Annotated in this window: 11 protein-coding genes and 1 pseudogene; 9 read left to right on the forward strand and 3 right to left on the reverse strand. The window is 51.9% G+C overall.

Annotated features, from left to right (window positions below; translation table 11 throughout):
* Nucleotides 1–172: 172 nt before the first annotated feature.
* The 3 genes and pseudogenes from nrdD to DG046_RS02640 form a co-directional block, all read left to right on the forward strand.
* On the forward strand, nt 173–2,332 hold the full coding sequence (gene nrdD, locus DG046_RS02630; RefSeq protein ID WP_108831032.1) for an anaerobic ribonucleoside-triphosphate reductase: 2,160 nt from the start codon (nt 173–175) through the stop codon (nt 2,330–2,332).
* A 1-nt stretch (nt 2,333) separates the two neighbouring features.
* A complete protein-coding gene (gene nrdG, locus DG046_RS02635; RefSeq protein WP_108831033.1) occupies nt 2,334–2,840 on the forward strand; it encodes an anaerobic ribonucleoside-triphosphate reductase activating protein in 507 nt (168 codons plus the stop codon).
* A 113-nt stretch (nt 2,841–2,953) separates the two neighbouring features.
* Nucleotides 2,954–3,154: pseudogene (locus DG046_RS02640) on the forward strand (transposase); the annotation flags it as partial.
* 460 nt (nt 3,155–3,614) lie between these two features.
* Here DG046_RS02640 and DG046_RS02645 read toward each other — a convergent pair.
* Nucleotides 3,615–5,411, reverse strand: a complete 1,797-nt coding sequence (locus tag DG046_RS02645) for an oleate hydratase (protein WP_108831034.1) — start codon at nt 5,409–5,411, stop codon at nt 3,615–3,617.
* 181 nt (nt 5,412–5,592) lie between these two features.
* Nucleotides 5,593–6,198, reverse strand: a complete 606-nt coding sequence (locus DG046_RS02650) for a TetR/AcrR family transcriptional regulator (protein ID WP_234411445.1) — start codon at nt 6,196–6,198, stop codon at nt 5,593–5,595.
* Between the two features lie 280 nt (nt 6,199–6,478).
* Between DG046_RS02650 and DG046_RS02655 the strand changes: the two genes are divergently transcribed.
* The 6 genes from DG046_RS02655 (at nt 6,479) to DG046_RS02680 (ending at nt 24,324) form a co-directional block, all read left to right on the forward strand.
* A complete protein-coding gene (locus DG046_RS02655; RefSeq protein WP_108831035.1) occupies nt 6,479–18,484 on the forward strand; it encodes a SpaA isopeptide-forming pilin-related protein in 12,006 nt (4,001 codons plus the stop codon).
* A gap of 140 nt (nt 18,485–18,624) precedes the next feature.
* Nucleotides 18,625–20,211, forward strand: a complete 1,587-nt coding sequence (locus DG046_RS02660; RefSeq protein WP_108831036.1) for a SpaH/EbpB family LPXTG-anchored major pilin — start codon at nt 18,625–18,627, stop codon at nt 20,209–20,211.
* A gap of 15 nt (nt 20,212–20,226) precedes the next feature.
* Complete coding sequence (locus DG046_RS02665) at nt 20,227–21,591, forward strand: MSCRAMM family protein (RefSeq protein ID WP_108831037.1); 1,365 nt, start codon at nt 20,227–20,229, stop codon at nt 21,589–21,591.
* 103 nt (nt 21,592–21,694) lie between these two features.
* Complete coding sequence (locus DG046_RS02670; RefSeq protein ID WP_108831038.1) at nt 21,695–22,594, forward strand: class C sortase; 900 nt, start codon at nt 21,695–21,697, stop codon at nt 22,592–22,594.
* On the forward strand, nt 22,578–23,465 hold the full coding sequence (locus DG046_RS02675; RefSeq protein ID WP_108831039.1) for a class C sortase: 888 nt from the start codon (nt 22,578–22,580) through the stop codon (nt 23,463–23,465). Before DG046_RS02670 ends, DG046_RS02675 begins: the two co-directional genes overlap by 17 nt.
* The gene (locus tag DG046_RS02680; RefSeq protein WP_108831040.1) at nt 23,458–24,324 is read left to right on the forward strand and encodes a class C sortase; all 867 of its coding nucleotides are present in this window, start codon (nt 23,458–23,460) and stop codon (nt 24,322–24,324) included. The genes DG046_RS02675 and DG046_RS02680 overlap by 8 nt, the downstream gene beginning before the upstream one ends.
* A 21-nt stretch (nt 24,325–24,345) precedes the next feature.
* Here DG046_RS02680 and DG046_RS02685 read toward each other — a convergent pair.
* Nucleotides 24,346–24,750 (reverse strand): transposase (locus DG046_RS02685; RefSeq protein WP_199909566.1); only part of this gene is annotated, 405 nt, incomplete at its 5' end.

The following is a 24,750-nucleotide window of genomic DNA, read 5'->3' on the forward strand; positions in this document are numbered from 1 at the left end:
TCCTTTTCACGTTCTCAAGTAGATACTACATATAGATAATTTTCCCAAACATCTTCCTTTTGCCTCCCATATGTAGTATAATCGTCTCGCTTGGGACAACAGCTCCCTTTAAACGTAAGAAACACCCGCAGGGGTTAAGTAATAGACATTTTGTATTATTCGGAGGAATGGAATGAGCAATTTAAGGATTATTAAGCGCAACGGCGAGTCCGTGGATTTCGACGGATCGAAAATCGTCGTCGCCATCGAAAAGGCCATGCACTCGCCCACGGGCTATTTCGTGGAAAATCAGGCGGACATGGTGGCGAAAGAAATCGAAGAAGAAATTTTAAACGAAGAGCTGTCTTCCACCGTGCTTCAGGTAGAAAAGCGGGTCTTCGAAAAACTAATCGAAAAAAACAACATCGCCACGGCCAAGGCCTACGAGTCCTACCGTTCTGTGCAATCCTTTAAGCGGGAAAACAACTCCACCGACTCCTCCATCGAAAGCCTTTTGACCTATTCCGATGCGGACTTAATGGACGAAAACTCCAATAAAAACGCCGTGGTGGTCTCCACCCAACGGGATCTCATCGCCGGGGAAGTCTCCAAGGACATCGCCCGCCGCCGGATTCTTCCTACAGACATCGTCACGGCCCACGACTCCGGCGCCATCCACGTCCACGACATGGACTATTACATTCAGCCCATGTTCAACTGCTGCTTGATCAATCTGGAAGACATGCTGAAAAACGGCACGGTGGTCAACGGCAAGATGATCGAATCGCCGAAGAGTTTCCAAACGGCCTGCACCATTACCACGCAAATCATCGCCCAAGTGGCCTCGGGCCAATTCGGCGGCCAATCCATTAACGGCATCGACCGCATTTTGGCGCCCTATGTGCGCCGAAGCTACGAAAAATACTTAAGCGCCTCCATTTCCGAGCAGCTGGACATTTACGGCATGGAAAAAGCCGACATGGCCATGGCGGAAAAAGTGGCCTGGAACCGCACGAAGCGGGAAATTAAATCGGGTGTGCAAACCATTCAATACCAAATCAACACCCTCATGACCACCAACGGCCAAGCGCCCTTCGTCACTTTGTTCATGTACTTCGATCCCGAAAGCGAATACGCCTACGAGGCCTCCCTTATTACGGAAGAAATTCTTCGCCAACGGATCGACGGCATTAAAAACAAACAAGGGGTGAAGGTCACGCCGGCCTTCCCGAAGCTGATCTACGTCCTGGACGAACACAACATCCACAAAGACAGCCCCTACTACTACCTCACCCGCCTGGCCGCCACCTGCACGGCGAAGCGCATGTATCCGGACTATATTTCCGCAAAAAAAATGAAGGAAATCTACGAAGGCAATGTCTTCTCCCCCATGGGCTGCCGCTCCTTCCTTTCCCCTTGGAAAGACGAAGAAGGCAATTACAAATTCGACGGCCGCTTTAATATGGGTGTGGTGAGCGTCAACCTGGCGCAAATCGGCATTTTGGCCGGCCACGATGAAGACGCCTACTTCGAGCTTTTAAACAAGCGCCTGGAGCTCGTGAAAAAGGCCCTTTTGATTCGCTACGAACGCCTGAAGGACGTGACCAGCGACGTCTCCCCCATTCACTGGCAAGACGGCGCCATCGCCCGCCTGGAGCCCGGCGAAAAAATCGGCGACTATTTAGAAGGCGGCTACTCCACTCTGTCTTTGGGCTACATCGGCCTCTACGAAGCCACGAAATGCGTCATCGGCACCTCCCACACGACGAAAGAAGGCCACGCCTTCGCCATGCGCGTCATGCACGCCTTAAGGGATGCCGTAGACGGCTGGAAGGCGGAAACCGGCCTGGGCTTCGCCCTTTACGGTACGCCGGCGGAATCCTTGACTCACCGCTTCTGCTCCATCGACAAGGCCACCTTCGGCGACATCAAAGACATCACGGACAAGGGCTACTACACCAACAGCTACCACGTGGACGTACGGGAAGAGATCAACGCCTTCGACAAATTCGATTTCGAAAGCGAATTCCAAAAAATCTCCACCGGCGGCTGCATCAGCTACGTGGAAATCCCGAACATGACCAACAACATCGACGCGGTCATGACCATGGTGGGCTACATCTACGATCACATTTCCTACGCGGAATTTAATACGAAATCCGACTACTGCCACGAATGCGGCTTCGACGGCGAAATTACCGTGAACGACGACGGCGACTGGGAATGTCCCCAATGCGGCAACAAAGATCGCACCAAGCTCACGGTCATTCGCAGAACCTGCGGCTATTTAGGCGAAAACTTCTGGAACGAAGGCCGCACCAAAGAAATCGACGCCCGCGTTCTGCACATTTAATATGAACTACGGCAACTACGCGCAAATTCGGCCCCTGGATGTGGCAAACGGCCCGGGCATCCGCGTGTCGGTCTTCGTCACCGGCTGCAGCCGAAAGTGCAAAAACTGTTTCAACGAACCCTATCAGGATCCCACCTTCGGCGAGCCCTGGACGGAGGAGACGACGGAAACATTGATCAAGTATTTAAGCCGCCCGGAAGTCGCGGGCCTCACCCTTTTAGGCGGCGAACCCATGGAAAACACGTGGCTACGCCGGGTCTTGGCGGATGTCAAAAAACAAATCCCGACCTCCGTGTGGATTTACTCCGGCTACACCTTCGAAGAGATCCTTACCGATCCCGAGAAAGTGAAGCTCCTCGAATCCTGCGACGTTCTCGTGGACGGCCCCTTTGTGGAGGCGAAGAAGAACTTAAAACTCGCCTTTCGGGGCAGCGAAAACCAACGCATCCTGGACATCCCCAAAAGCCTTGAGGCACATAAAGCCATTGAAAAAGAGAGAGACGACTAAGTCTCTCTCAGAGTGATGACAAAGGAGGGAGAATCATCCGATTCCCCCTCTTTTTTGTGTCATCAAACAGCATCCGCCTCAATTATAGTAAAATAGAAAAAAAGGAGGCCACCATGCTACATAAAGAAGACAAGAAAAAAGTAGAACAAATTCAAATGATTGCTCTGGACCAACTCGTACCAGCAGATCATCTTTTGCGGAAAATTGATCGTTACGTGGACTTCGATTTCATCTATGATCTTGTTGAAGACCTTTACTGCCCAGACAACGGAAGGCCAAGCATCGACCCCGTGGTCCTCATTAAACTCGTCTTTANTCATCCGTAAAGTTTCTTCTTTTTCTAGGTGCTTTATCCATGTGATCCTCCTTGTTGATCATAAGATACCACACCTTAAGGAAACTGTCCTAATTATTGTAACCTATCCAGGGCGAATCGCAACGCCCTAGCCCCTTCCCCGGGTTTCAGAACCGTGCGGGAATGGTATTTTAAGCGGAATAGAAAGTAACACGAAAATTCATTCGCTACGCATATCAACTATTTGGCCTCCGCAGGATCCCTCGGCGGGCAGGAGGCCCAACAGAAATCGATGGGCGTTAGGGTCTACAACTATACATCCGTTTCGTGAAGGCTTCGCCTCCCCGAAACGGTGTAAGACTGCATCTGACCTTCCAACGCCTCGCGACCCTCGTCGGGATAGGTCATGAATGCGGGCGCCCTGGCCCTTCCCAATAAAAAGAAAGAGCCGATTCCCCTCGGCTCTTTCTCTTTCCTTCCTATATTATATTATACTCCTTCAACATATTCTCGATCTCCGTCCCGCCGATTTTCTTCGCGAGCTTGAGCATAATCTCCATGGGCAGATTCAGCTCGTATTTTTCTCCGTCGTTCAGGGCGCTGATGCCGGCGAGGACATAGCGCATGTCGTAGCGGGAAGCGAACACTTCGGGCACGCATTTTTCAACCCCCGTGAGCACATACACGGCCTCCATGGCGCAGCGGGCGGAATATTCCGTCGTAAACACCGTGTCCCGGCCGGGATCGTCCAGCGTTTCCACAAACTGCCCCAAGAAGGCGAAATTCACGGCATCCTTCGGCACCACATAAGGCCGGTCGCCGAAGCTTCTCGGCATAAACTGCGCCGTAATGTAGGGCATAAACACGGGAATCGTGGACGTGTCCTTCGCCAAATCCTCGATTTCATCCTCCGGCACCCCGATGTGGTACAGCCACTCCTTGGCGATTTCTTCCCCGGTGCAGGCCTTCATGGGCTTCTTCACATAGTCGCCGTCCTTGTCCGTAAACAGACCGTAGACCCATACGGCAATTTCATCCTCCGGCTGACCGATGTATTGGCCTTGACGGTTAATGGTCCAGCTCATGAGCCACGACGAATCCAGCGCCGTCACAATCCCCCCGGTCACCACCTTGCCCGTGTAGGGGCTGCGCTTCGTGATGGCTTCGATGTACTTCGCGATGGCCGCGCTCTTCACCGTCACCGTCGCCGATTCCCAATTCGACTTGGAAATATCCGAAGTAAACACCTCCGGCCGCCCGAACTCCGGCGACTTCTTCGCAATGGCCTTCCACAAACGGAAACTCCCTTCCTCGTCGATGGCAAGGTCCGGCGCCGCGTCATTGGATCCGTAGGCGGAAGATTCCACCAAGGACCCGGTGGTAATAAAGACCAAATCATTCTCCGAAAGAGGAATCGACCGGTCCGCCCCGCTCGCCGCATCCACCGCCACAATCTTCGTCGCCGTCTTCTTGTTTTCCGCCAGATCAAACTCCACATTCAGCACCTCGCAATTGTACTCCGTGTGCACCCCCATGGCCTTGAGCCAATCCATCATGGGCAACACAATGGATTCATACTGGTCGTGGCGGGTAAACTGCAGCGCCGACAAATCCGGCAGCCCCGACACGTGGTGGATAAAGCGATTGATGTAAAGCTTCAGCTCAAGCACCGAATGCCAATTTTCAAAGGCAAACATGGTGCGGTAGTAGGTCCAGAAATCACTTTCCAAAAATTCGTCGCTGAACACCTCTTCCACGGACACGCCCTCCAGCTTTTCATCCGGCGTCATGACCAAGTGGAGAATCTCCTTAATCACGTCATTGGAAAGATTAAACTTCCCGTTGTCGTAGCGCTCCCCGCGATTTTTCGTGACGCGGCAGTGACTGAAATTCGGATCGTCCAAATTCGTGTAATACAAATGATCCAAAATCGACACACCGGGATCCTCCCGCGAAGGAATCACACTCAACAAATCCCAAAGCACCTCGAAATGATGCCCCGTTTCCCGGCCGCCTCGGGCCACATAGCCCAAATCCGAAAGCAGCCTCCCGTCCAGGGCGCCGCCGCAGACGGCATCCTTTTCTAAAAACACAATCCGCGAAGGATCCATCTTCGCGTCCTTAATCAGAAAACCCGCCGCAGACAGCCCCGCGATCCCCGTGCCCACAATATAGGCCCGCTTATCGTCGATCCCCACCGGCTTTCTGGAATTCACCAGGCGGTCGTAATCCCCGTTGCCCAGCCGCAAGCGATCGTCAACCGTTTTAATCTTCATAGGAATACCTCCTTTACCCTCCATTGGCTTCTCGGCCCATCATATAAAGGAAAGAAACAGCAGGCAACGGTTAAAGCGGCCCCGGTGTCCGAAGGTCCATCACCCCGTGAAAATTGCATAAAAATAGGACAAAACAAAAAAAGTGTACAAAACCTTCGCAACGAAAGCCCTGTACACAAAATCATTCACCTAACGACGCGCTGATCCTAAGCGAGCGCTCAATGTTGCCGTCGAACAACTGCCCGATGCGAAGAATCGCCTCCTCCGGCGACGTCTGCATCCCCTCCTGCACCCACTTGTCCATAAGGCCCACCAGGGCCGCACGATAAAAATCCGTGACCAGCCGTTTGTCGTCGGCCTTCGCCCGAATCCCCTTTTCCCCGCACAGCGCCTCCACATAGCGCCGCATCACCGATTCGCACAGCTCGAAAAGATAGGCGTCCGTGTCCTTCTTGTCGATGGACTGAAACAAATTCTGCGCCGCCCGCTTATTCTTCACGAGAAACGACGCACCGGAGAGCAGCCTCTCCTCCCAAGAGAGCGTGGCATTAAATTCCGCATCCGCCTTCACCAGCTCGTCGGCAAAAATCTCCTTCACCAAAGAATAAACATCGTCGTAATGGTAGTAAAACGTGTTTCGGCTGATCTCGCAACGCTCCGCCAACATGGCAATTGTAATCGAATGAAAACTTTTTTCCTCCAACAGCGCCAAAAACTCCCGCTTAATCAATTCCTTCGTGTACTGTCTGGCCACGCGATCGCCCCCTTTCATTCCAAATACAATCATACAAACCGCCGACGGCGCGCTTAAAAAGCTCTGCCCTTATTGTACCATAAGACAAAAAAACCTGAAAACACCAAGAAAAATGAGAAAAACAGGCCGAAATTTTCATTTTCCGCCCCCGAAAAAAATTTTTTCTAAAAAAACCATAAAGAGTATGTAATTGGTCATTTTTTGCCTTGTTTTATGGTAGTGGATGTTTTATTATAGAAGTAGTACCAAAAGGAAGAAAATGATTTCACATCATTCGTACATAAACGAGCATTAGAAACGGGGAGGAATCCATATGAAAACTGCAATGAAACGCGTCGCGAGCCTGTTATTGGCCCTGATTATGATCCTGGAGGTGGTGGCGCCCGGCGTCGTCGAAGCGCGCTCCGCAGGACAAAACCGAGCCACCGTAAGCGACGAGGAATTTATCCCTCCCGACGGAAATCGCATCGACCCCGATCAAAACGCGGGAAGCCACCTACCAAATTTCATCGACCCGGACGACGACGGCTACTACACGCCGCCGCAAAAGGCGCCTGCGCGCCCCGCGCAAAACGCCCCGGCCCAAACTGCGCCCCAGCAAGATGGTGACGCCACCGATGCAAGCGTATCGGAAGAAAAGGCGCCCGCGCCCTTAACCCAAGACGAAGCCGAGCGCAAAGAAAAGGCGCTGGAATTTTCGAAGGAAAAAGAATTGGCCCGCGCCAAGTCGCCCCAAGGAAGCATCGAAAAGAAAAAGTTTACCATCATGACCCGCTTCGATACCTCCACGGCACAAGGGCCCATTCGCAAAGGCCAATACTTCGTCATTCACTTAGACGACAAATTGACGGTAAAAGATCCTACGTCGTTGAAGAACATTACCCACAACGGCAAGGTCCTTACCGAATCGCCGAAGTACGACGAAAACACCAACACCATTACTTATAAAATTCGAGATAACATTACCGAAAATATCCAAGTGCCCATTCAAGTGGAAGTGGATTACAATACGGACAAAATCGATGCCGGCGAAAAAACCTTCACTGTAGTCAACAGCATCTCCGGCCTCGGCGTGGTGAAGCCCAAAAAGCTTCTTCCCGTAGTCGTGGACTCCAACGGCAACATGCTCTCCACCATTCTGGAACCGGGTCGCGACGACGTGGTTCAAGTGCTGGATCAAGGCAAAGATTACAAAGTTAACATCGACGCCTTTGGCGATCCCGTGGTCCAAGGCGGAAAGATAGCAGGCATTCGCTGGAACGTGCGCGTCTCCTCTACGGTCCCCTTAAAAGACCTCGGCTACACCGCCAACTTCACCACCGTGAAGGGATCCGGCCTCGGCGCCTTCGAAGACATTCAGGTAAACAGCGCGCCCATTCCACAAGACGACCTGACGGAGAATGACATCGTCAAGCATCTCGGCATCGTGGATTCCCGACACCACACACTAGGTCAATCCATGAAAGACGCGAAAGACCTGTACTACACCTTCTACACCTCCGTTAAAAACGATCAAGCCTCCTACATGCTCGATCTTTCCATGGCCTTGACCAAGAGACAAAAAGTGGGCGCCGTGCGCCTCGTCCTTCCCCAAGGCTATAGCCAAGAAGCCATCCGCGAAGCCACCCCTTCTCGCGTGGGCATGAACAACCGCACCACCATTCTGGGCGAATTCGCCAACAAGGATCAAGCGAGATGGACCATTACCGATGCCGTCTCCACAGGCGACGAAGGCAATTCGGGTCTGCCCCTTGAAACGAGATCCTTAAAAGGTATTAAAGATATAGAAACGGCAAAAGCCGCTTCCTATAAATTGGATCCCGAAACAGGGAAAATGGTCGTGGCTCAACCGGAACACGGCACAGGCAATCTTCCTGCAAAAAAATCGGATCCCGCCGGTGAACAAACCGTCGGCACCATCGCCGTCTACGAAGTCACCACGAACTTGCAAGCGCCGCAAGAAGGCGAGGAGTACAGCCTTTCCGGCGTCACCATCTCCCAATGCCAGGATATGTACATCGAGCAAGACTGGACATTGCCCGAAGGCCTCAGGATGCCGCCGCAAACCTTCGATGTTCGCGACGCGCAAGGAAACAGTTTAGGCCACTATGAGGTCTCCGGAGCAAGCGATGCAAACAAGGACAAGCGGACACGAAAAGTCACCGTGCCCGGCGTCAGATACTGGAAGATCGAAGCCGACGGTACCGCCGTACCGAGAGGACATAAAATCGTCCAAATCTTCGACCCCGAGACAGTGACGGTTGACCACACCAAATATAAATACTACGAACGATTCAATTACTACGACACCACCAAAAAAGTCCACTACATTCACGACGAAGCCAACGATGTGACGGAAGAAACACCCGCCACCTTCACCGTCCTGAAAGTGGATCAAAACGACGCCACCAAGACCCTTCCCGGCGCGCACTACCTTCTGCAAAGCGGAAAACATCCGGCCATAGAAACCGACACCGACGCCAACGGGAAGGCCACCTTCGCCAACGTCCGCCCCGGTACCTACTCCTTAGTGGAACAAAAGGCGCCGGTGGGCTACAAAGTGGACCCAAACACCAAAATCATCACCGTTTCAAGAGATGGAGAAATTGCCGTGACCGGCGAAAACGTCACCATTTCCGGGCAAGCGGCAAAGACCCAACTGGTAGAACACAACGACTACCCGAACTGGCCCGACTACATGAACGCCATGCACTACGGCAAGATCGACGCCAACGGCGACGTCGAATTCTATCTGTTCCTGAAACCGAGAAAAAATAGCTACGAAGGCAGCACCGACCGCGACACGCGGTTGAACATCAGCATCCCCGGCGTCGATGTCACCGAAGTCACCGCCTACGAAGTTGTAAAAGACACAAGGGATGTTGTCCGCACCGCCATGGAAAATCAAGAGGTGGAAAAGAAAATTGGGAGCCTTGGGTCGAACGTCATCAATGCGTGGCATAACGATCGCATTACCGGCGCCTCCAATGTTAAAGAGGACTTCACCGGCAAAACCGGCTATCAAATTTTCTTCCCCAAACAACGGTTTAACGACGACCAAGGTTTCCTTGTGAAGGTAAAAGCCAATGTGGGCGACAAGGACATGGTGAACTTGTCCTACGACTGGTTGACCGTCCAAGATACGGCGGGGAATTCCAAGATTCAAAAAGAAGTGACGCTCACCCGACAAGGCGACTCCGATGCCGATGCTATCCTCACCATTACCAACGAAAGTTTGCCGAGACACGACGTATCGGTTACCAAGCTCGATCCCGACAAGAAAGAATTGCCCGGCGCCACCTTCGTCATTAAAGATGAAAACGACGAAATCATCGCCAGCAAGCGAAGCGACGATATGGGGCTTGTCAACTTCAAGGAATTGCCCCCGGGCAAATACGTGGTTGAAGAAACCATCGCCCCCGACGGCTACCTGTCCAACGGCGTCGTATTCGACGTCACCGTAACCGAAGGCGGCCAAGTCACCTACAAGGCCCGCTTCAAAGACGGAAACGGCACGCCCATTCCCGGTACAGACTTCATCATCGAAAACGAAGATGCTGGGCAATCGGGGGGTGCCGGAAAGGTCACCAATGTTTACCAACACATGTGGATCAAAGAAGGCGACGGCGCCATCGGGATACGCCCCAATGTGTGGGAAGCCTATGCCTACGAAAGTTTGGATTACCATGCGGACATCCAACTCGATAGCCCTCAAAAGGGCACGCGCTTCGTCATCCAATTCGATCCGAACTTGGACTTCACCCAATACGTGAAGGAAATTCCGAAGATCAAGAATAAGAACGGGGAAGTCATCGCGAAGCCCTACATGGATTTCCAAACCAACCGCCTCACCTACGTCTTCGAAAAGGGAACGGACGGGCCTTTTATCGGCAAAATCGACATCGTGGGGATCATTCCCAATAAATACTTCGCCCAAAACGACGGCGTTTATGAATTCACCAATGTCGTCGCCCCCGGCACGACGGGCATTCAACCGATCCTTGACGCAGAGAAAAAACCGAAAGGCGCCGCACAAACCGAGACGATCTCCGTTCGCGCCGACTACGGACAATACGACCAAGGCCATGGCAGTCCGGTCAGTCAATCCTACTACTTCGGCGACGTCTACAAAAAAGGAAACGCTCGCTACGTCGACGTCATTGCTTACTACAATCCTTTGGGCGACTATAGCGGCGGAAGCTACACCTTGGGCTTCAGCTGGGCATCCACGGAATACGGCGGCAACGCCAACATCGTCAACTGGTATGCCAAAGGCTACAAACCGGCCTTTGAATTAGACAGCGTGAAGATCTATCGCACCCTGCCCAATATGACGACCATTAATGGCTCGGGCGGATTCGATAAAAAGGTCAACTTGAACATGCCCCTGTCCTTCGGGTTGCGTCCGGAACAAGACCCCTACACGTACCAAGAGGTCTACAACCGCAACATCGACCCGGATTCAGTGGTGCGCGATTCGTCCCACGGCTTCACCCTAAACTACGATCCGGGCAAGATCCAAATGAATCGGGCACAGATCAAGGCCACGAAGCCCCTCACCATCAAGATGCCGAACATCTTCCCGCAAAAAGAAGGCTACGTCATTAAGCAAACCTTCAAGATCAACGACGAAAACGCGTGGAAAAACCTGTGGCGCGTCTTCTACATGGGCAACGGCACGAGACTGGAATCCGGCTTTGCCAACAAAGCCAGAGCCGGGGAAGCCTTGGGCGATCAAACCGGCCAAGAAATCCCCACCTACACCGTACAAAAGGCCAAGCTGATCAATAGAAAGTACACCCCCGGCCACTTCAGCATTCACAAAGTGAGCCGCCTGGACCGCAATAAAAATTTGGCCGGCGCAATCTTTGAACTCACCGATGCCAAGGGCAAAGTGTATCGGCGCCAAAGCGACGTCGAAGGCATCTTAAGCTTTAATAACATCGCCCCCGGAAACTACGAACTGAAAGAAGTGAAAGCCCCTGTAGGCTACACATCTTCCGGCATAACGTGGCAAGTGTCCGTGGACTTAAATGGCAAGGTCACGATTATCGAACTGGGCGTGGGCGGAACCGACCGGCCCATCGTCGGAACCGACATCACCCTCGAGGTCACCAACAATCCCGTGGGCAAGAAATTCCGCGTCTACAAAAAAGACAACGAAGGCCAGCCCCTGCCCGGCGCGAAATTCAAAATCACACCCTATGGCAAGACCCCGGGAGCTTCCCAAGAAGCCACCTCCAACACATCGGGCGTCGTGGAATTCGGCGCACCCTTGGCCGACGGCACCTACGTCTTGGAAGAACTTGAGGCCCCCGACGGCTACAAGAAGCTGGATCAAAAATGGGTCGTCGTCGTGAAAGGCGACAGCGTAAAGATCTACAATTACGTCGAGCCCGGCACAAAACAAGAAATAAAATCCATCTTGGGAGAAGAGGGAACCCACTGGGTCAATGTCAAGGATCGGCCCATTAACGGCTGGAACCTTTACGACAACCGGCTATCCGGTTATGCCGACGGCCACTCCGATCCCTATAAACTGGGGACGCGGATCGTCGCCATCAATAAAGATGAAGGCTACGTCATTCAACGCTACATCATAAATCCCGAAGGCGCCTCGATTCCGGCGTCCACGGCGACCATTCACCGTGAAAAGCCCAGCTATACGAACATGGATTGGTATGCGGGCACGGACGCGGAAGTTGTCAAAGCCTTTAAACTGAATAGAGCGATCACCGACGCGAATGTGGAAGACGTGCGTTTGGCGGCCTACGACATTACCGAAATTCCGAAAGCGTCCCTCAATCCCCGCAAGTCGCCTTCTCCCGGCGAACCGGATCGCATGAAGATCGCTTTGCCCGCCACGAACACGCCCATCGTCGTGGATGTAAAAATCCCCTATAAAGACGAAAACGGCGGCGTCGGTACGGGCATGGATCTCACCTATAGCGGCACGACCTACTGGAAGAGCGACTACTACGAACGCGTCACCGACATCCCGGTCGGCGATGCCACCGTAGCGACGGGCGAAGGAAAAGACATCATCGGTTCCTACATTGCCGACGACTCTTTGGACATTTCAAACGACCGGAATCGCTACGGCTTTAAGCTGAAGAAAGTAAAAGAAGGCGAATTAGACAAAGTCATCGAAGGCGCGGTCTTTAAATTGATCGGCCCCGATCCTTTAGAAGACGAGCGCTACATGACCACCAAAAAAGACGGCACCATCGAGTTTAGCGGATTGGTACCCGGCAAATACAAGCTCGAAGAATTCGAAGCGGCCCCCGGTTACGAAAAGACGAACACGACCTGGACCGTCACCGTGAAAGCAAACGGCAGGGTGTTTACTAAAGACAACAACGCCGCCAACACCAACAGCGTGCGCAGCGTCGACGGCTTTGAAACCGCCGCCAACCGCATCAGCGCCCTCAACCGCTTAAACAAATTGGACAAGGCCTTCGGTATGCCCGAAGCGCCCCTCTACGCCGCACGTGGAACAGGCGATTGGGAAGATGTGGATCCCACGCGTTCGCAAGGCAGAAGAACGTCTGATCTGGAGGCTTCGAACGGCAGCTACAAGTATGCCGAAACCAAGTTGACTGAAATCAACAAGAACACGAATCGACTTAAACAAGTCTTCTGGTTCGCTCAGTCGGAATTCGGCAAGAGGGATCGTCGCATCGAGATCCACAGTCAGCCGGAAGCGTTCAATGTAACGAAGAATTCGGCAAAGATCAAGGTCTATCGGATTACAGGAACCTTGGATAATTGGAAACTAGTGGAGGACATCACTTCCAAAGTCACATGGAACGAGGCTACCAATAACAGTAATAAGGTAAGACTCAAAGCAAATATCCCTTTAAGGTATGATGGCACCATTTTGGTGGAAATAGAAACCGGTTACGATGACCAAAAAGGCGTCGGCTTGGGAAGTGACTATTATCCCAGCAGTGTATCAGATCCCTATACGAAGTATTGGGTCGCCGATTCCTATCCCAACGAAGATAGCATCAACAAACAAGCAAGCAAGTACAACGTCAACGTCACTCAGCCCACAGGCGGCACGGTTTCGGCAAATCCGAGGGAAGCGGAAGCAGGCACACCCATTGCCTTAAGCGCAACGCCGAATACCGGTTGGGCATTCGTTAAGTACACCGTCACCGCGGGCGGCAAACCTGTTAATGTAAATAACGATCAATTCATCATGCCCGAGAGCGATGTGAACGTGACGGCAGAATTTAAGGAAAAACCGAAGGTATACACCATTACGACGCAAAGCGGCGGCCACGGCTCCGTATCGGCGACCGCTTCGGCGACAGCAGGAACAAAAGTTGGCCTAATCATCAACGCCGATACCGGCTACGAATTGGATCAATTGACCTACACCGACGAAGCGGACAACACCGTTGCCGTTGACATGGCGACCAAGACCTTTACCATGCCCCCGTCCAATGTCACCGTGCGGGCGACCTTCAAGAAAACTCCGCCGACGAAGTACACCATCGGCATCGACCCCATGGAAAACGGCGCCGTATCGGCAGACAAGGGCTCCGCGGCAGCAGGCGAGACGGTCAACCTAACCATCACGCCGAGCGAAGGCTATGAACTTGAAAAACTCACCGTCACCGCAAATGGCCAAGCCGTTGAGGTTACGAACAATAGCTTCAAAATGCCGGCAGGCAATGTCAGCATTTCCGCCACCTTCAAGAAAACCGAAAATCCTCCCACGCCGGAGGTCGAAGGCACGGAAATCAAGGAAGGCGAATTTGCGCAAATCACCAACGAGCAAGTTGGTTTACAACTTAAGCTCTTTAAAAAGAGCCGCCTCGGCGAGTCCTTACCCGATGCGGAATTCACCTTAAAGAAGACCGACGAAAATTACGAAAATCCGGAAAAGGCCTTCGGCACCTACAAGGCGACATCCAACAAAAACGACGGTTCCGTCGTCTTTGTGGATAAAGTGACAGGCGAGCCCCTGCGCCTCGAGGTAGGCCACTACCTCTTGGAAGAAAAGATAGCGCCCACCGGGTACCAAAAACAATCGGCACCTTGGAAGATCGAAGTGAAGGAAGTCAACGGTCGCTTGGTGGCCAATTACACCGGACCGGAAGAAACCACCACCACCTACATCGATAAGGAAACACGGGCGAAGATCCAGCCCCTCACGACATTGGATTCGGGCATTAAATACGCTGCCCGCACCACCTTCATCAATACGGAAGGCAAGACCTTTGTCCAACGGATCTACATCGATACCCGCGGCTATAAGGGCGACAAAAAAGTCAATGTACAAATCAAACCCGTCGTGAAGCGGGAAGAAATCGACACGCCGGGTAAACCGCCCGAAACCATAAAAGGCAGTGAAGGGGTCAAGACGGCGTATCGCACCACCTACGAAATCACCGACACCAACAACTTGGTTCTCGAGCCGAACAGCAAGGACATGCAGAAGATCATGTCGATCTACGACTTGTCCAGACCGAATGTGAACATGGTGAACACGGCCCGTTGGCGTCCCTTCGACTGGGGCTTCGACGAAGACCAAATCAACTTGGATAAAGGCGTCTACTTTATCGACGTGGAAGGCTACTACGACGACAACATCATCAAAGACCATGAAGCGCAGATCAAATTAGATATCGAGTTCTATACGGAACGCTACTTTGCACAAGCCACTGGCAGAAAAACAAATGGCGACATTAAATACGAAGTCAAGGAAGGCGGATCCTATCAAAAAGGGAACGTCGCCCTCGGCTCCGTTTACGGTGATCCGAACAACAAAGTCGGGAATGATAAGTCGACGGCGGATCAAAAGTATGAGAACGGGCTCAGCAAGGAATACACCTACAAAGGCACGTATTACCGAAGCGGTTACGTCACCGACGGCGATTTAATCAACAAGGTAGAAACCACCATGAAACTCGCGCCCCTCTACACCTCGGGCAAACCGGAAGAAATTCCCAAGGAAGGCTTGATCCTGGAAAACGACGAACAAGCCTACAACATCACCTTCTCCAAGCACGGGCGCGACAATCCCGAATGGAAAATCACCGGTGAAGAAGTAACAAACCGTCGCTTGGAAGGCGCCGTCTTTAAACTGGAACAAGAAGTCGGCTTCGGCTGGGAAGATGTGGAAGGCTCTTATGTATCGTCGGCATTTAACGGCTACTTCGGTTTCAGAAATCTGAAGCCCGGCCGCTACCGCCTCGTGGAAGTTCAAGCGCCGAAGGGCTACGCCACCATTGAAGAGCCGCTTCTGTACTTCTCGATTGCCTACACGAAAGAAGATATTAAGGTAATCGACGAGAAGACAAAGATCGAAAAAGTAATTCCCGCCGGCGGCTATATCACCATGGAATACAAGCAGGGCTCGGGGATTTACAAATACGTCAACGACCAAGGTGCCACGACCGGCGCCAAGTTGATCGACTTTGTCACCTCCGGTACGGCGAGAAACATGGGGAAAATTGTCAACGAAGTTCCCGGCAAGGGCAGTGTCACGATTTCCAAATTCGATGAAAATGGCCAAGCACTTCCGGGCAAGATGAATGAAAAAGGCGAATTAACCGTCGGTGCGCAATTTAAGCTCACCCGCCTCTCCGCCAAACAAACGGGAGAAACCCAGCAACAAGATGACAGCATTATCATCCGCAGAGTCGGCGAAGACGGCAAGTTAGTCTTTAAAGATTTGATCATTGGTAACTATAAGCTGAAAGAAATCGATCCGCATCCCGGCCACATTAACAACGGCCAGGTATGGTACTTCACCGTCGGCGGTAAGGGCCTAGACCCCTATGCCGAAGACAATACGCCAAAGAATAATAACATTACGGACAAGATTACCCTTACGTCCTCGAAGATGAGCTATCTTCGTCCGCAAAAAGACGACGACTCCACGGGCACCAACCGGGTACGGCCGCACTACGGCGCCGGCTTGGAATTTGCCAACGAGTACAAATTGGCCGAAGGAACGGTCGTACAACCGGGCGACTACTTCGTCTTGAAGCTTTCGGACAATATCGACCTGAAAGGCATTCACACCAACAAAGTCCGGCAATTGGATATCTTTGCCGACGGCGTCGGAACCATCGCCAAGGCCGATTACAAAGCGGATAAGGGGACAGTCACCTACACCTTTACCAAGTACGCCAACCAATACGAATTGAAAGACTTCTCCAATCGCCTCTCCGCCTTTATCAATTTAGATCGGGTAAAGGAATCGGGCAATCAAGATGTCGGATTGGAATTGGATAAACAACCGCGTCCGAAGGAACGGATCTACGTGGATTACAAGTTCATCACCGGCGAAGCGCCCTATACCTATAGAGAGTATGACTATTACGGCTATGAGACATTAAGAATACAGGATTATTTGAACATGGCGTCGAAGATTGTGAAATTCAATCAAGACACCGGCGAATTCGTGCAGTACTTCTATTTGAATCGCTACAGAAAGAATGTACTTCCGGCACAATTCCGCTACACGCCCAATGTTTACGTGAAGAATCTGAAGCTGTCGGCATACTATCTCAACGACAATAGCCCCCGTGCTCAGGCAGAAGACATGCCGGAATCCTTCGGCGTCGATGAAAATAGTAATAATCTGACGTATTGGTTCGGCGGATCCTACGAGGGTTACTACGTCACTCCGAAGTACCCGGCGTATCTGAGCATTCCCGCCATGACATCGGATGTGTCGGCCATCATTAAGGTGGAAGGCCAAGTCGCCAATATGAAAGGCTTGCAATCCTACGAAACTGACGCGAAGCTTTACCAACACTATGAAGCCAACGAAGTGCCTTGGGCCAGCCGCCAAGACGTGGTGTATATTTTCGAAAATGAAAACTCCGCCAAGGCCGAGCTCAACATCAAGGCAACCAACCCCGCCAACCGCATCAGCGTGAAGAAAGTGGATCCCGACGGAAAACCCCTGGAAGGCGCAGAATTCACGCTCTGGAAACTGGATACGGAAAGAAATATCTTCGTACCCGATGACGCGAAAAAGACCGAGAAGGACCAAGACGGCAATGTCACAGGCATCGTGACCTTTGATAAATTGGCGTCCGGGGAATACCAAATCAAGGAAAACAAGGCGCCGAACGGCTACTCGCCGATCGAAGGCCCCATCGTGGAATTCAAGGTCAGTGAAAAATCCGGCAAGATTTTGCGCAAGACCACCAAAGACGGTAAAGTCGTCTATGAGGAACTTACGGACACGACGCCCATAAATGTCGTGAACCACAAGCCCATTAAGTTCAAGAAGATCGACGCCGACACGAAAGACATTCTGCCCGGCGCGAAATTCGAAGTCCACTACAAGGCACCGGGCGAAGAAAAATACAAGTACTACAAGGTTTGGGAGGGCGAAAAGGAAGTACCGCTCACCGTCACCGCCGATAAGAATGGCGAGATCACGCTGGATCTTTCGAAGGAAGGCCACTACGCCCTGAAAGAAATCATGGCGCCGAAGGGCTATCTGCAACCCGTGGGCCATGTGAAGGAATTCAGTTTGATCAATCACCGGTTCCAAGTCAAGGAATTGGGCCTTGAAGGCAATGTCAAGAAAAGCGCCGAAGGAAATGACAAAGATCGCTCCCTCATGTTCGCGAGACAAAATCCGAACAATCCCGACGCGCTCTACAGTTATCTGGTCATCAATCCGGGGCACGAAGAGCGCACCTACGACATCAATTCGTTGATCCATTGCAAATTTGATCCGGAAAAAGTCGCCTTCTTAAATGTACAGGCGCGGCGGATCGACAAAGATGGCAATGAAACCATGATCGATACGGGTACCCTCTTGGAAGCGGATGAAAATGGCCAACGCAGTCTGAATATCTACAAAGCCCTTGGCGGCCAAGCCGGCGGCACCGAAGACTTGAAGTCCACGGATACCTTGATTATTCGAGGCATGTTTAAGCCGCTGAAGGCGGAGGAACCGGAAGTCAACCTGCGGTTTGAAATCACCGACAAAGACGGCACCTACACGTCGAGCTATCAAATGAAGCGCGACGACTTGTCGGAAAGCGTGGTATACTATCCATTAAGAGGACAAGACCAAACCGACGAGGATTACCAAAAAGCCGTCGCCAAGTATATGAAAGACATCAGCGACAAAGAGCTCAGTCTGCAATACGGTGAAACTAGCCCGGATGTAGAAATCTTGAACAGAAAAGTTGTTTATCCCCTCACCGGTGGTTTCGGTCCTCACAGATGGATCGTGTTGATCGGTGCGGCCATGGTAGCCATTGCGGCGGAAGAATACATCCGCCGCAAGAAGGCGGCCAAACCGAAGGGAGGTGGTGCTCCTTGGGCATAAAATCCCTTCGATACAAAAATTGTGTGTACGTGAAGATTGAATAAGGCGCAGGGGCGGATCCCCGTAGAGAACATGGTTTTAAGTGCGCCGCCTGGGCAGCATTTAAAATAGAAGGTTATTGAGTGAAAAGGAGGAATGTAATGAAACGTAAGAATACCCTATGGTCACTGGTATTAGCACTAGTGATGGTACTTGGCGTCTTTGCGCCGCTAAGTGCTTTGGCAGCTTCAACGGAAGAAACGAAAGATATCACTGTTAATGTCCACAAGATTTTGATGAGCAAGGATGCTCTCAAAGCGCACGATGTAAACAAAACCTATACACCCAGTAAAGGCATTGCAGACATCGCCAAATTCTTCGGCGACGCTAATGCCAAAGAAATTGAAGGCGTATACTTTGTCGCCTTAAAAGAAGGCGACGCCAACTACGACGACTTTGCTACCTTAACAAAAGAACAACAAAAAACGGTTGTTGATGGTGTAGCTGCCACTATGAAGGGCCTCACCGGAGCCAACGGTCAACTGGCATTGACATTGAAAAGCCCCGGCAAGTACAAGATTTACGAAGTAAAATCTTTATCTACTTATTCCGGAGCAACGGAAAAAGATAAGGCAATGCTCGCTGAAACAAAAGCAGTTCCTGTAAAACTCGATTTACCGGATCACGCACGGACTGAAAACGGGATTGCCGATGCGATCCACGTTTATCCCAAGAACACCGAAGACAAACCGACTGTCGACAAATTTGTTGTAAACAAAGACGGTAAAGATGTAAAAGAAGCAACTTTCGATAAAGATGAAGAACACACTTGGGCTATCCCCGCAACGATTCCCACCGGCTTTAAAGATTATGAAGTCTTTAAATTAACCGATGTGATCGATGCTCGCCTGTCCTACAAACGAGGACAAGAAGTTAAGGTAACTGTACCTGATAAAGCCGACCTCACATTAGAAGCAGGTGAGGATTATAATGTAACCGCACCGACGGAAGAAAAGGGCGGCACCTTGATAATCGAATTTACCAAAGCAGGTATCCAAAAACTTGCTGCAGCAGAAGGCTTGAAGGTTCGTGCTACATTCGTCACCACCATTAACGAAGATGCCGAAATGTCTGTTAACATCCCCAATGATGTTACTTTGGAATATGGTCACAATCCCGACTCCACCGGCAAGACGAACCCCGGAGAAAAACCGAGAGTTTATACCGGCGGTAAGAAGTTTGTAAAGACTGACAGTACCAAAACGGGAGACGAAAAATTCCTTAAGGGAGCAGAATTCGTCGTTAAACGCGGCAAAGATGAATATTTAGTTGAAAAAGCCGGCGCATATAGCTGGAAAAAAATTGAAAATGCAAAAGCCGCTGATTTAGCTAAAGATACTGACCTGAAAAAACTCACTTCGGGTGAAGACGGTACTTTCGAAATCACCGGTTTGAAATACGATCGTCCCAATGGAACGAAGTATGAACTCGTGGAAGTTAAAGCTCCGGATAAATACGCTCTGAAAGATGACCCCATTGGATTTACAGTCGATGACAAGTCTTATAACGCAACGCCCGCTCAAGGCGATGCAGCTGCAGTACCGGCTGATCCCCAAGAAGTGGACAATAAGCCGTTAACCATTCCCCAAACCGGTGGTATGGGTACGATGATCTTTATGGTCGCAGGTCTCGCATTAATGGGCGGTGCTTTTATCGCCATGAGAAAACGCAGCGCTGAACAAGCCTAAGAAAGAAGGTGAACCATGCTAAATCTACAAAGTAAGCTTTGTAAGCTTGTATTTGCGGCACTCGTGTTTAGCATGGTTGCTTTTGGCGTATTCGCTCCGGCCATGGCCATGGCGAAGGCCGAAGGTAGTACGGTAAATGCACCTGCTGAGAAGGCTTCCGGGGAAAAGAATGCTGACAAGGCGGTGGCATCCACGGGCACGAAGAGCCTGACCATCGACTTTTCCCGCTCCGGAAAAAAGGCCGAGGTGGCCGGGCGCAAGGTGACGATCTGGAAGATTTCAGACGGCCTGCGCCCGGAGGACAGCGGCCTGAAGGATGCGAAAAGTTTTCAGGACGTGGCGCGCCTTTTGGAAGGGAAGTCGGAAAAGGAGCTGAATGCTTCCTACGCTTCCCACAAGTCCTATGACACGGACGCCGAGGGCAAGCTGAGCTTGTCTTTGGAGCGGGGCCTCTATTACCTCCGCGTGGCGGAGAAGCAGGGGGCGACGACGATTTTCCCCTTTGTCTTCGTGGCGAATCCCGGCGATTCCAACGGCGTGATTTACCCGAAGGGGGCGGAGCCCACCTCAAGCGGCGTGGAGCTCACGAAGATTTCCACGGATCGCGTGCCTCTTCCCGGGGCGGTGTTCCAATTGTTCTTCCTGGACAAGAATAATCGCATTCCGGTGAAGAATCCTTCCGGCGGCGCGGATTTCGTCACCGACGCGGTGGGAAAGATTGTGATCAAGGACTTGGCCCCGGGCAAGTATGTCTTTGTGGAAACGAAGGCGCCTGAGGGCTACCGCATCAAGCATCCGGAAGTGCCTTTTGAAATCACGGACAAGAAGGTAAAGAAGCTGACCGTGGAAAACTACAAGGACAAGGAAGGCGGCAAGACCTTTAAGAAGGTGTCTTCTGCCGACAACAAGCCTCTTTCCGGCGCGCAGTTTTTGGTCACGAAGAAGACCGAAAAGGGCTACATGCGCATGAAGAAGAATGGCAAGGACATGGTCCTTACCTCCGGCGCCAACGGCACTTTTGTGGCCAATGGCCTTCCCGACGGGGATTATTACCTCTGGGAGATCAAGGCGCCCGCAGGCTATGCGTCTTTAAGTGGCAGTGTGAAGTTTACCGTAAGCGCAGATTCATTGAAGAAAGAATTGATCATTAAGAACACGCCTCAGAATCCGCCGGATAAAACCCCGCCGGGCAAGACGCCTCCGGGGAAGACCCCGCCGGGCACGACCCCGCCGGGGAAGAATCCGCCGGGCAAGACCCCGCCTTATGACGACAAGCACGTGAATATCCCGAAAACCGGGGACGTGCAGCTGCTCATGATGAGTGTGAGCGGGCTTTTAAGCGGCCTTCTCGGGGTGAAGATCTTAAAGGACAATGAATAGCAAATACAAGTGGAAGGGATGTTCCTTTCAAGAAATCCTCTATCTTCTTTCTGATAGGGGATTTCTTTACATAGCGGTTTTTTAAAGAAAGGACATCGGGTCCATGGCAAAGAAGAAAAAGAGCAATTGGTTTTTTAAGATGGTTTTCGTCTTGGGTTTTTTGATTTTAATGTATCCCCAGGTCTCCCGCCTCTATTACCGGGTGCAGTCCACCCAAGAGGTATCGGCCTTCGAAGCGGGCAAGGCGGCTTTAAGCGACGAAGAAATCAAAAAGCGCATGGCTTTGGCGCGGGATTTCAATGATTCCCTGGTGAATCAAAACATGGAGGATCCCTATTCCAAGGCGCGGCACGAGCGGGGCCGGGCGGAGTATGCCCGGATGCTTGAGGTGCACGAGCAGATGGGCCACATTCAGATTCCCACCATCGACTTGGACATTCCCATTCGCGCGGGCACGTCGGAGGAGGTGTTGCAGACCTCGGCGGGCCATTTGGAGGGCACGAGCCTTCCCATCGGGGGCAATTCCACCCACACGGTCATCACGGCCCACTCGGGCCTGCCCACGGCGAAGCTTTTTACGGATATTCGCAAGCTCAAGAAAGGCGATCGCTTTTACATCCACAACATTGCCGAGACGCTGGCTTATGAGGTGGATCAGATTAAGGTGATCGAGCCGACGAATTTCAAGGATTTGTTGATCGTGCCGGGCCACGATTACGCCACCCTTTTGACCTGTACGCCCATCGGCATTAACACCCACCGGCTCTTGGTGCGGGGGCATCGCGTGCCCTACGACAAGGCCGTGGACGATCAGTTTGTGGCGGACAATCGGAAGGATTTGTTGTATAAGTATACCTTTATCGCCGTGGTGCTTTTGATTCTGCTCTTGGCCTACGGCTCGTGGAAGTATCAAAAGAAGCTGAAGATGCTCGAGGCGGATCTGAAGGCCTTTGAAAAGGTAATGGGCAAGGACGAGGGGGCCGGGGATGGCAAAGACGAATAAGAGAAAGACTTGGCCTTTCGCGGTGATTTTCATTCTGGGTTTTCTCCTGATGATGTATCCCATGATCTCGAATTATTATTACCGCATCGATGCGAATAAGGAGATCGAGGAGTTTCAAGAGGGAGCCAAGAAGCTGGATGATGTCGAAATCTTGCGGCGCATGGAGCTTGCCCGGGCCTACAACCAAACCCTGGACCCGTCGAAGCTCGGGGACCCCTACACGGAAAAGGAAAAGGAAGGGATCGCCGCCTACGCGCGGATGCTGGAGGTGGCGGAGAAGATCGGTTTTGTGGAGATTCCCAAGATCGACGTGAACCTGCCCATTTATGCGGGCACGAGCATGGAGGTTTTGGACAAGGGTTGCGGCCACTTGGAGGGCACGAGTTTGCCCGTGGGTGGGCCCTCGACCCACGCGGTCTTAACGGCCCACCGGGGGCTTCCCAAGGCGAAGATGTTTCGGGAGCTGGACAAGTTGAAGGAAGGGGACGTGTTTTACGTCCACAACATTCAAACGGTGTTGGCTTACCAGGTGGACCGGATCATGACGGTGGAGCCGTCGAATTTCGACCCGATTTTGGTGGAAGAGGGGAAGGATTACACCACCCTCTTAACCTGTACGCCCTACATGATTAATTCCCATCGGCTTCTCGTGCGGGGGCACCGAATTCCCTACACGCCGCCTGTGGATGAGACGAATCGCGGCCTGCCTTTTGTCGACATGAGTTTCAGGGATGCGCTCCTCTTTGCGCTGCCTGTTCTCGGCGTGCTTCTCGCGATTTATATCTATCAATTAAAGCAGTATCGCAACAAGCGGGCGCGGGTGAATGCGCTTTACGGTTTAAAGAAGAAGAAGGATAAGAAGGATGAGTAAAAAGACCATGCGGATAATGGGCCATGTGCTCATTTTGTTGGGGATATTGCTGCCGCTTTACGGTTTCGGCAGTTTGTCCAAGGGGATTTTGCTTGAAAAGGCGAAGTACCGGGCCTTTATGGCGTCGGACAATGCGGCTTACGAGCATGTGGCGGCGGACATGGAGAAGTACAATGAAGAGCTGGCCGGCGAGGTGGCGGCGGTGGATCCCTTCGCCACGGACGATTACGTGGCGGCGGAGTCCTTTATCGACGATCCGGAGGGGATTTTCGCCTATTTGCGGATCCCGAAGCTGGATCTCTATCAGCCCATTTTTATGGACGCGTCCAAGGAGAATTTGGCCAAGGGCGTGGCCCACATTATGGGCACGGACATGCCAGGGCTGTCGCCGGGGCTTCGGCCTGTCATCGCCGGGCACCGGGGCTATTACCAATCCACGTTTTTCATCTACCTGGACGAGCTCGCCGAGGGGGATTCCGTGTTTGTGGAGTGGAAGGACAAGTCCCTGGAGTACAAGGTGTATAATCAGGAAATCATCGAGCCTTGGGAAGTGGAAAAGCTCGCTCCCATCGAAGGGCGAAAACTGCTGACCCTCCTTACCTGCAACCCGAAGCGGCCCCCGCGCCGCCAACGGCTACTGGTGAACTGCGAGCTGGTGGAAAAAGAGGATGGCGCTGCCGCCGCGAATGCCCCCGGGGCTACTGACGGGGATAAGAAAACGACTGTCTCCAAGAAAGTGAAACAGATGAATGCGGCTGTGTTGGGAATTACCGCTGCGTTGGTCGTTTTGCTTGTGTGGAGAGGGAAGAAATTTGTGGATGAGATTAGGAAGAAGGAAGAAAAGGAAGAGCAAGAATAAAAAAGGACCTAAACGGTCCTTTCAGACTGCAGACAAACTCCGAATAAATCTCGGGGTTTGTCTCTTTTTTATGTATTTTTTCCATAAATCAGCAAAAGAAGGGCCGCAGTCTCCCCTCTCCCGCTCTCTTCGATCCATCATCAGTGCCAGTTTTTTCATGTTCATGCACGCAAAGGTCAGCACCGCTTTTAGATCCATTTTCTTTCGTCCACGCTGGTTGGTGTAGCGAAGGCCATGGTATTCTTTCGCGCTGCCGAATTGCCGTTCGATGGTTTCTTTGCGTTGTTTGTATTCTGCTTTTCCTTGGGTGGTGTAGCGGTAGTCTTCCGCGACATCCAGGGCGTCTTGCCAGAGGTGGCGAGTAACGGTTTTTTGATGGTTTTTGCTGGCGGTGCAACGGTGAAGGGTAGGACAGTTTTTGCAGAT

Source organism: Aedoeadaptatus coli, from assembly GCF_900343085.1.
Lineage (GTDB): Bacteria > Bacillota > Clostridia > Tissierellales > Peptoniphilaceae > Aedoeadaptatus > Aedoeadaptatus coli.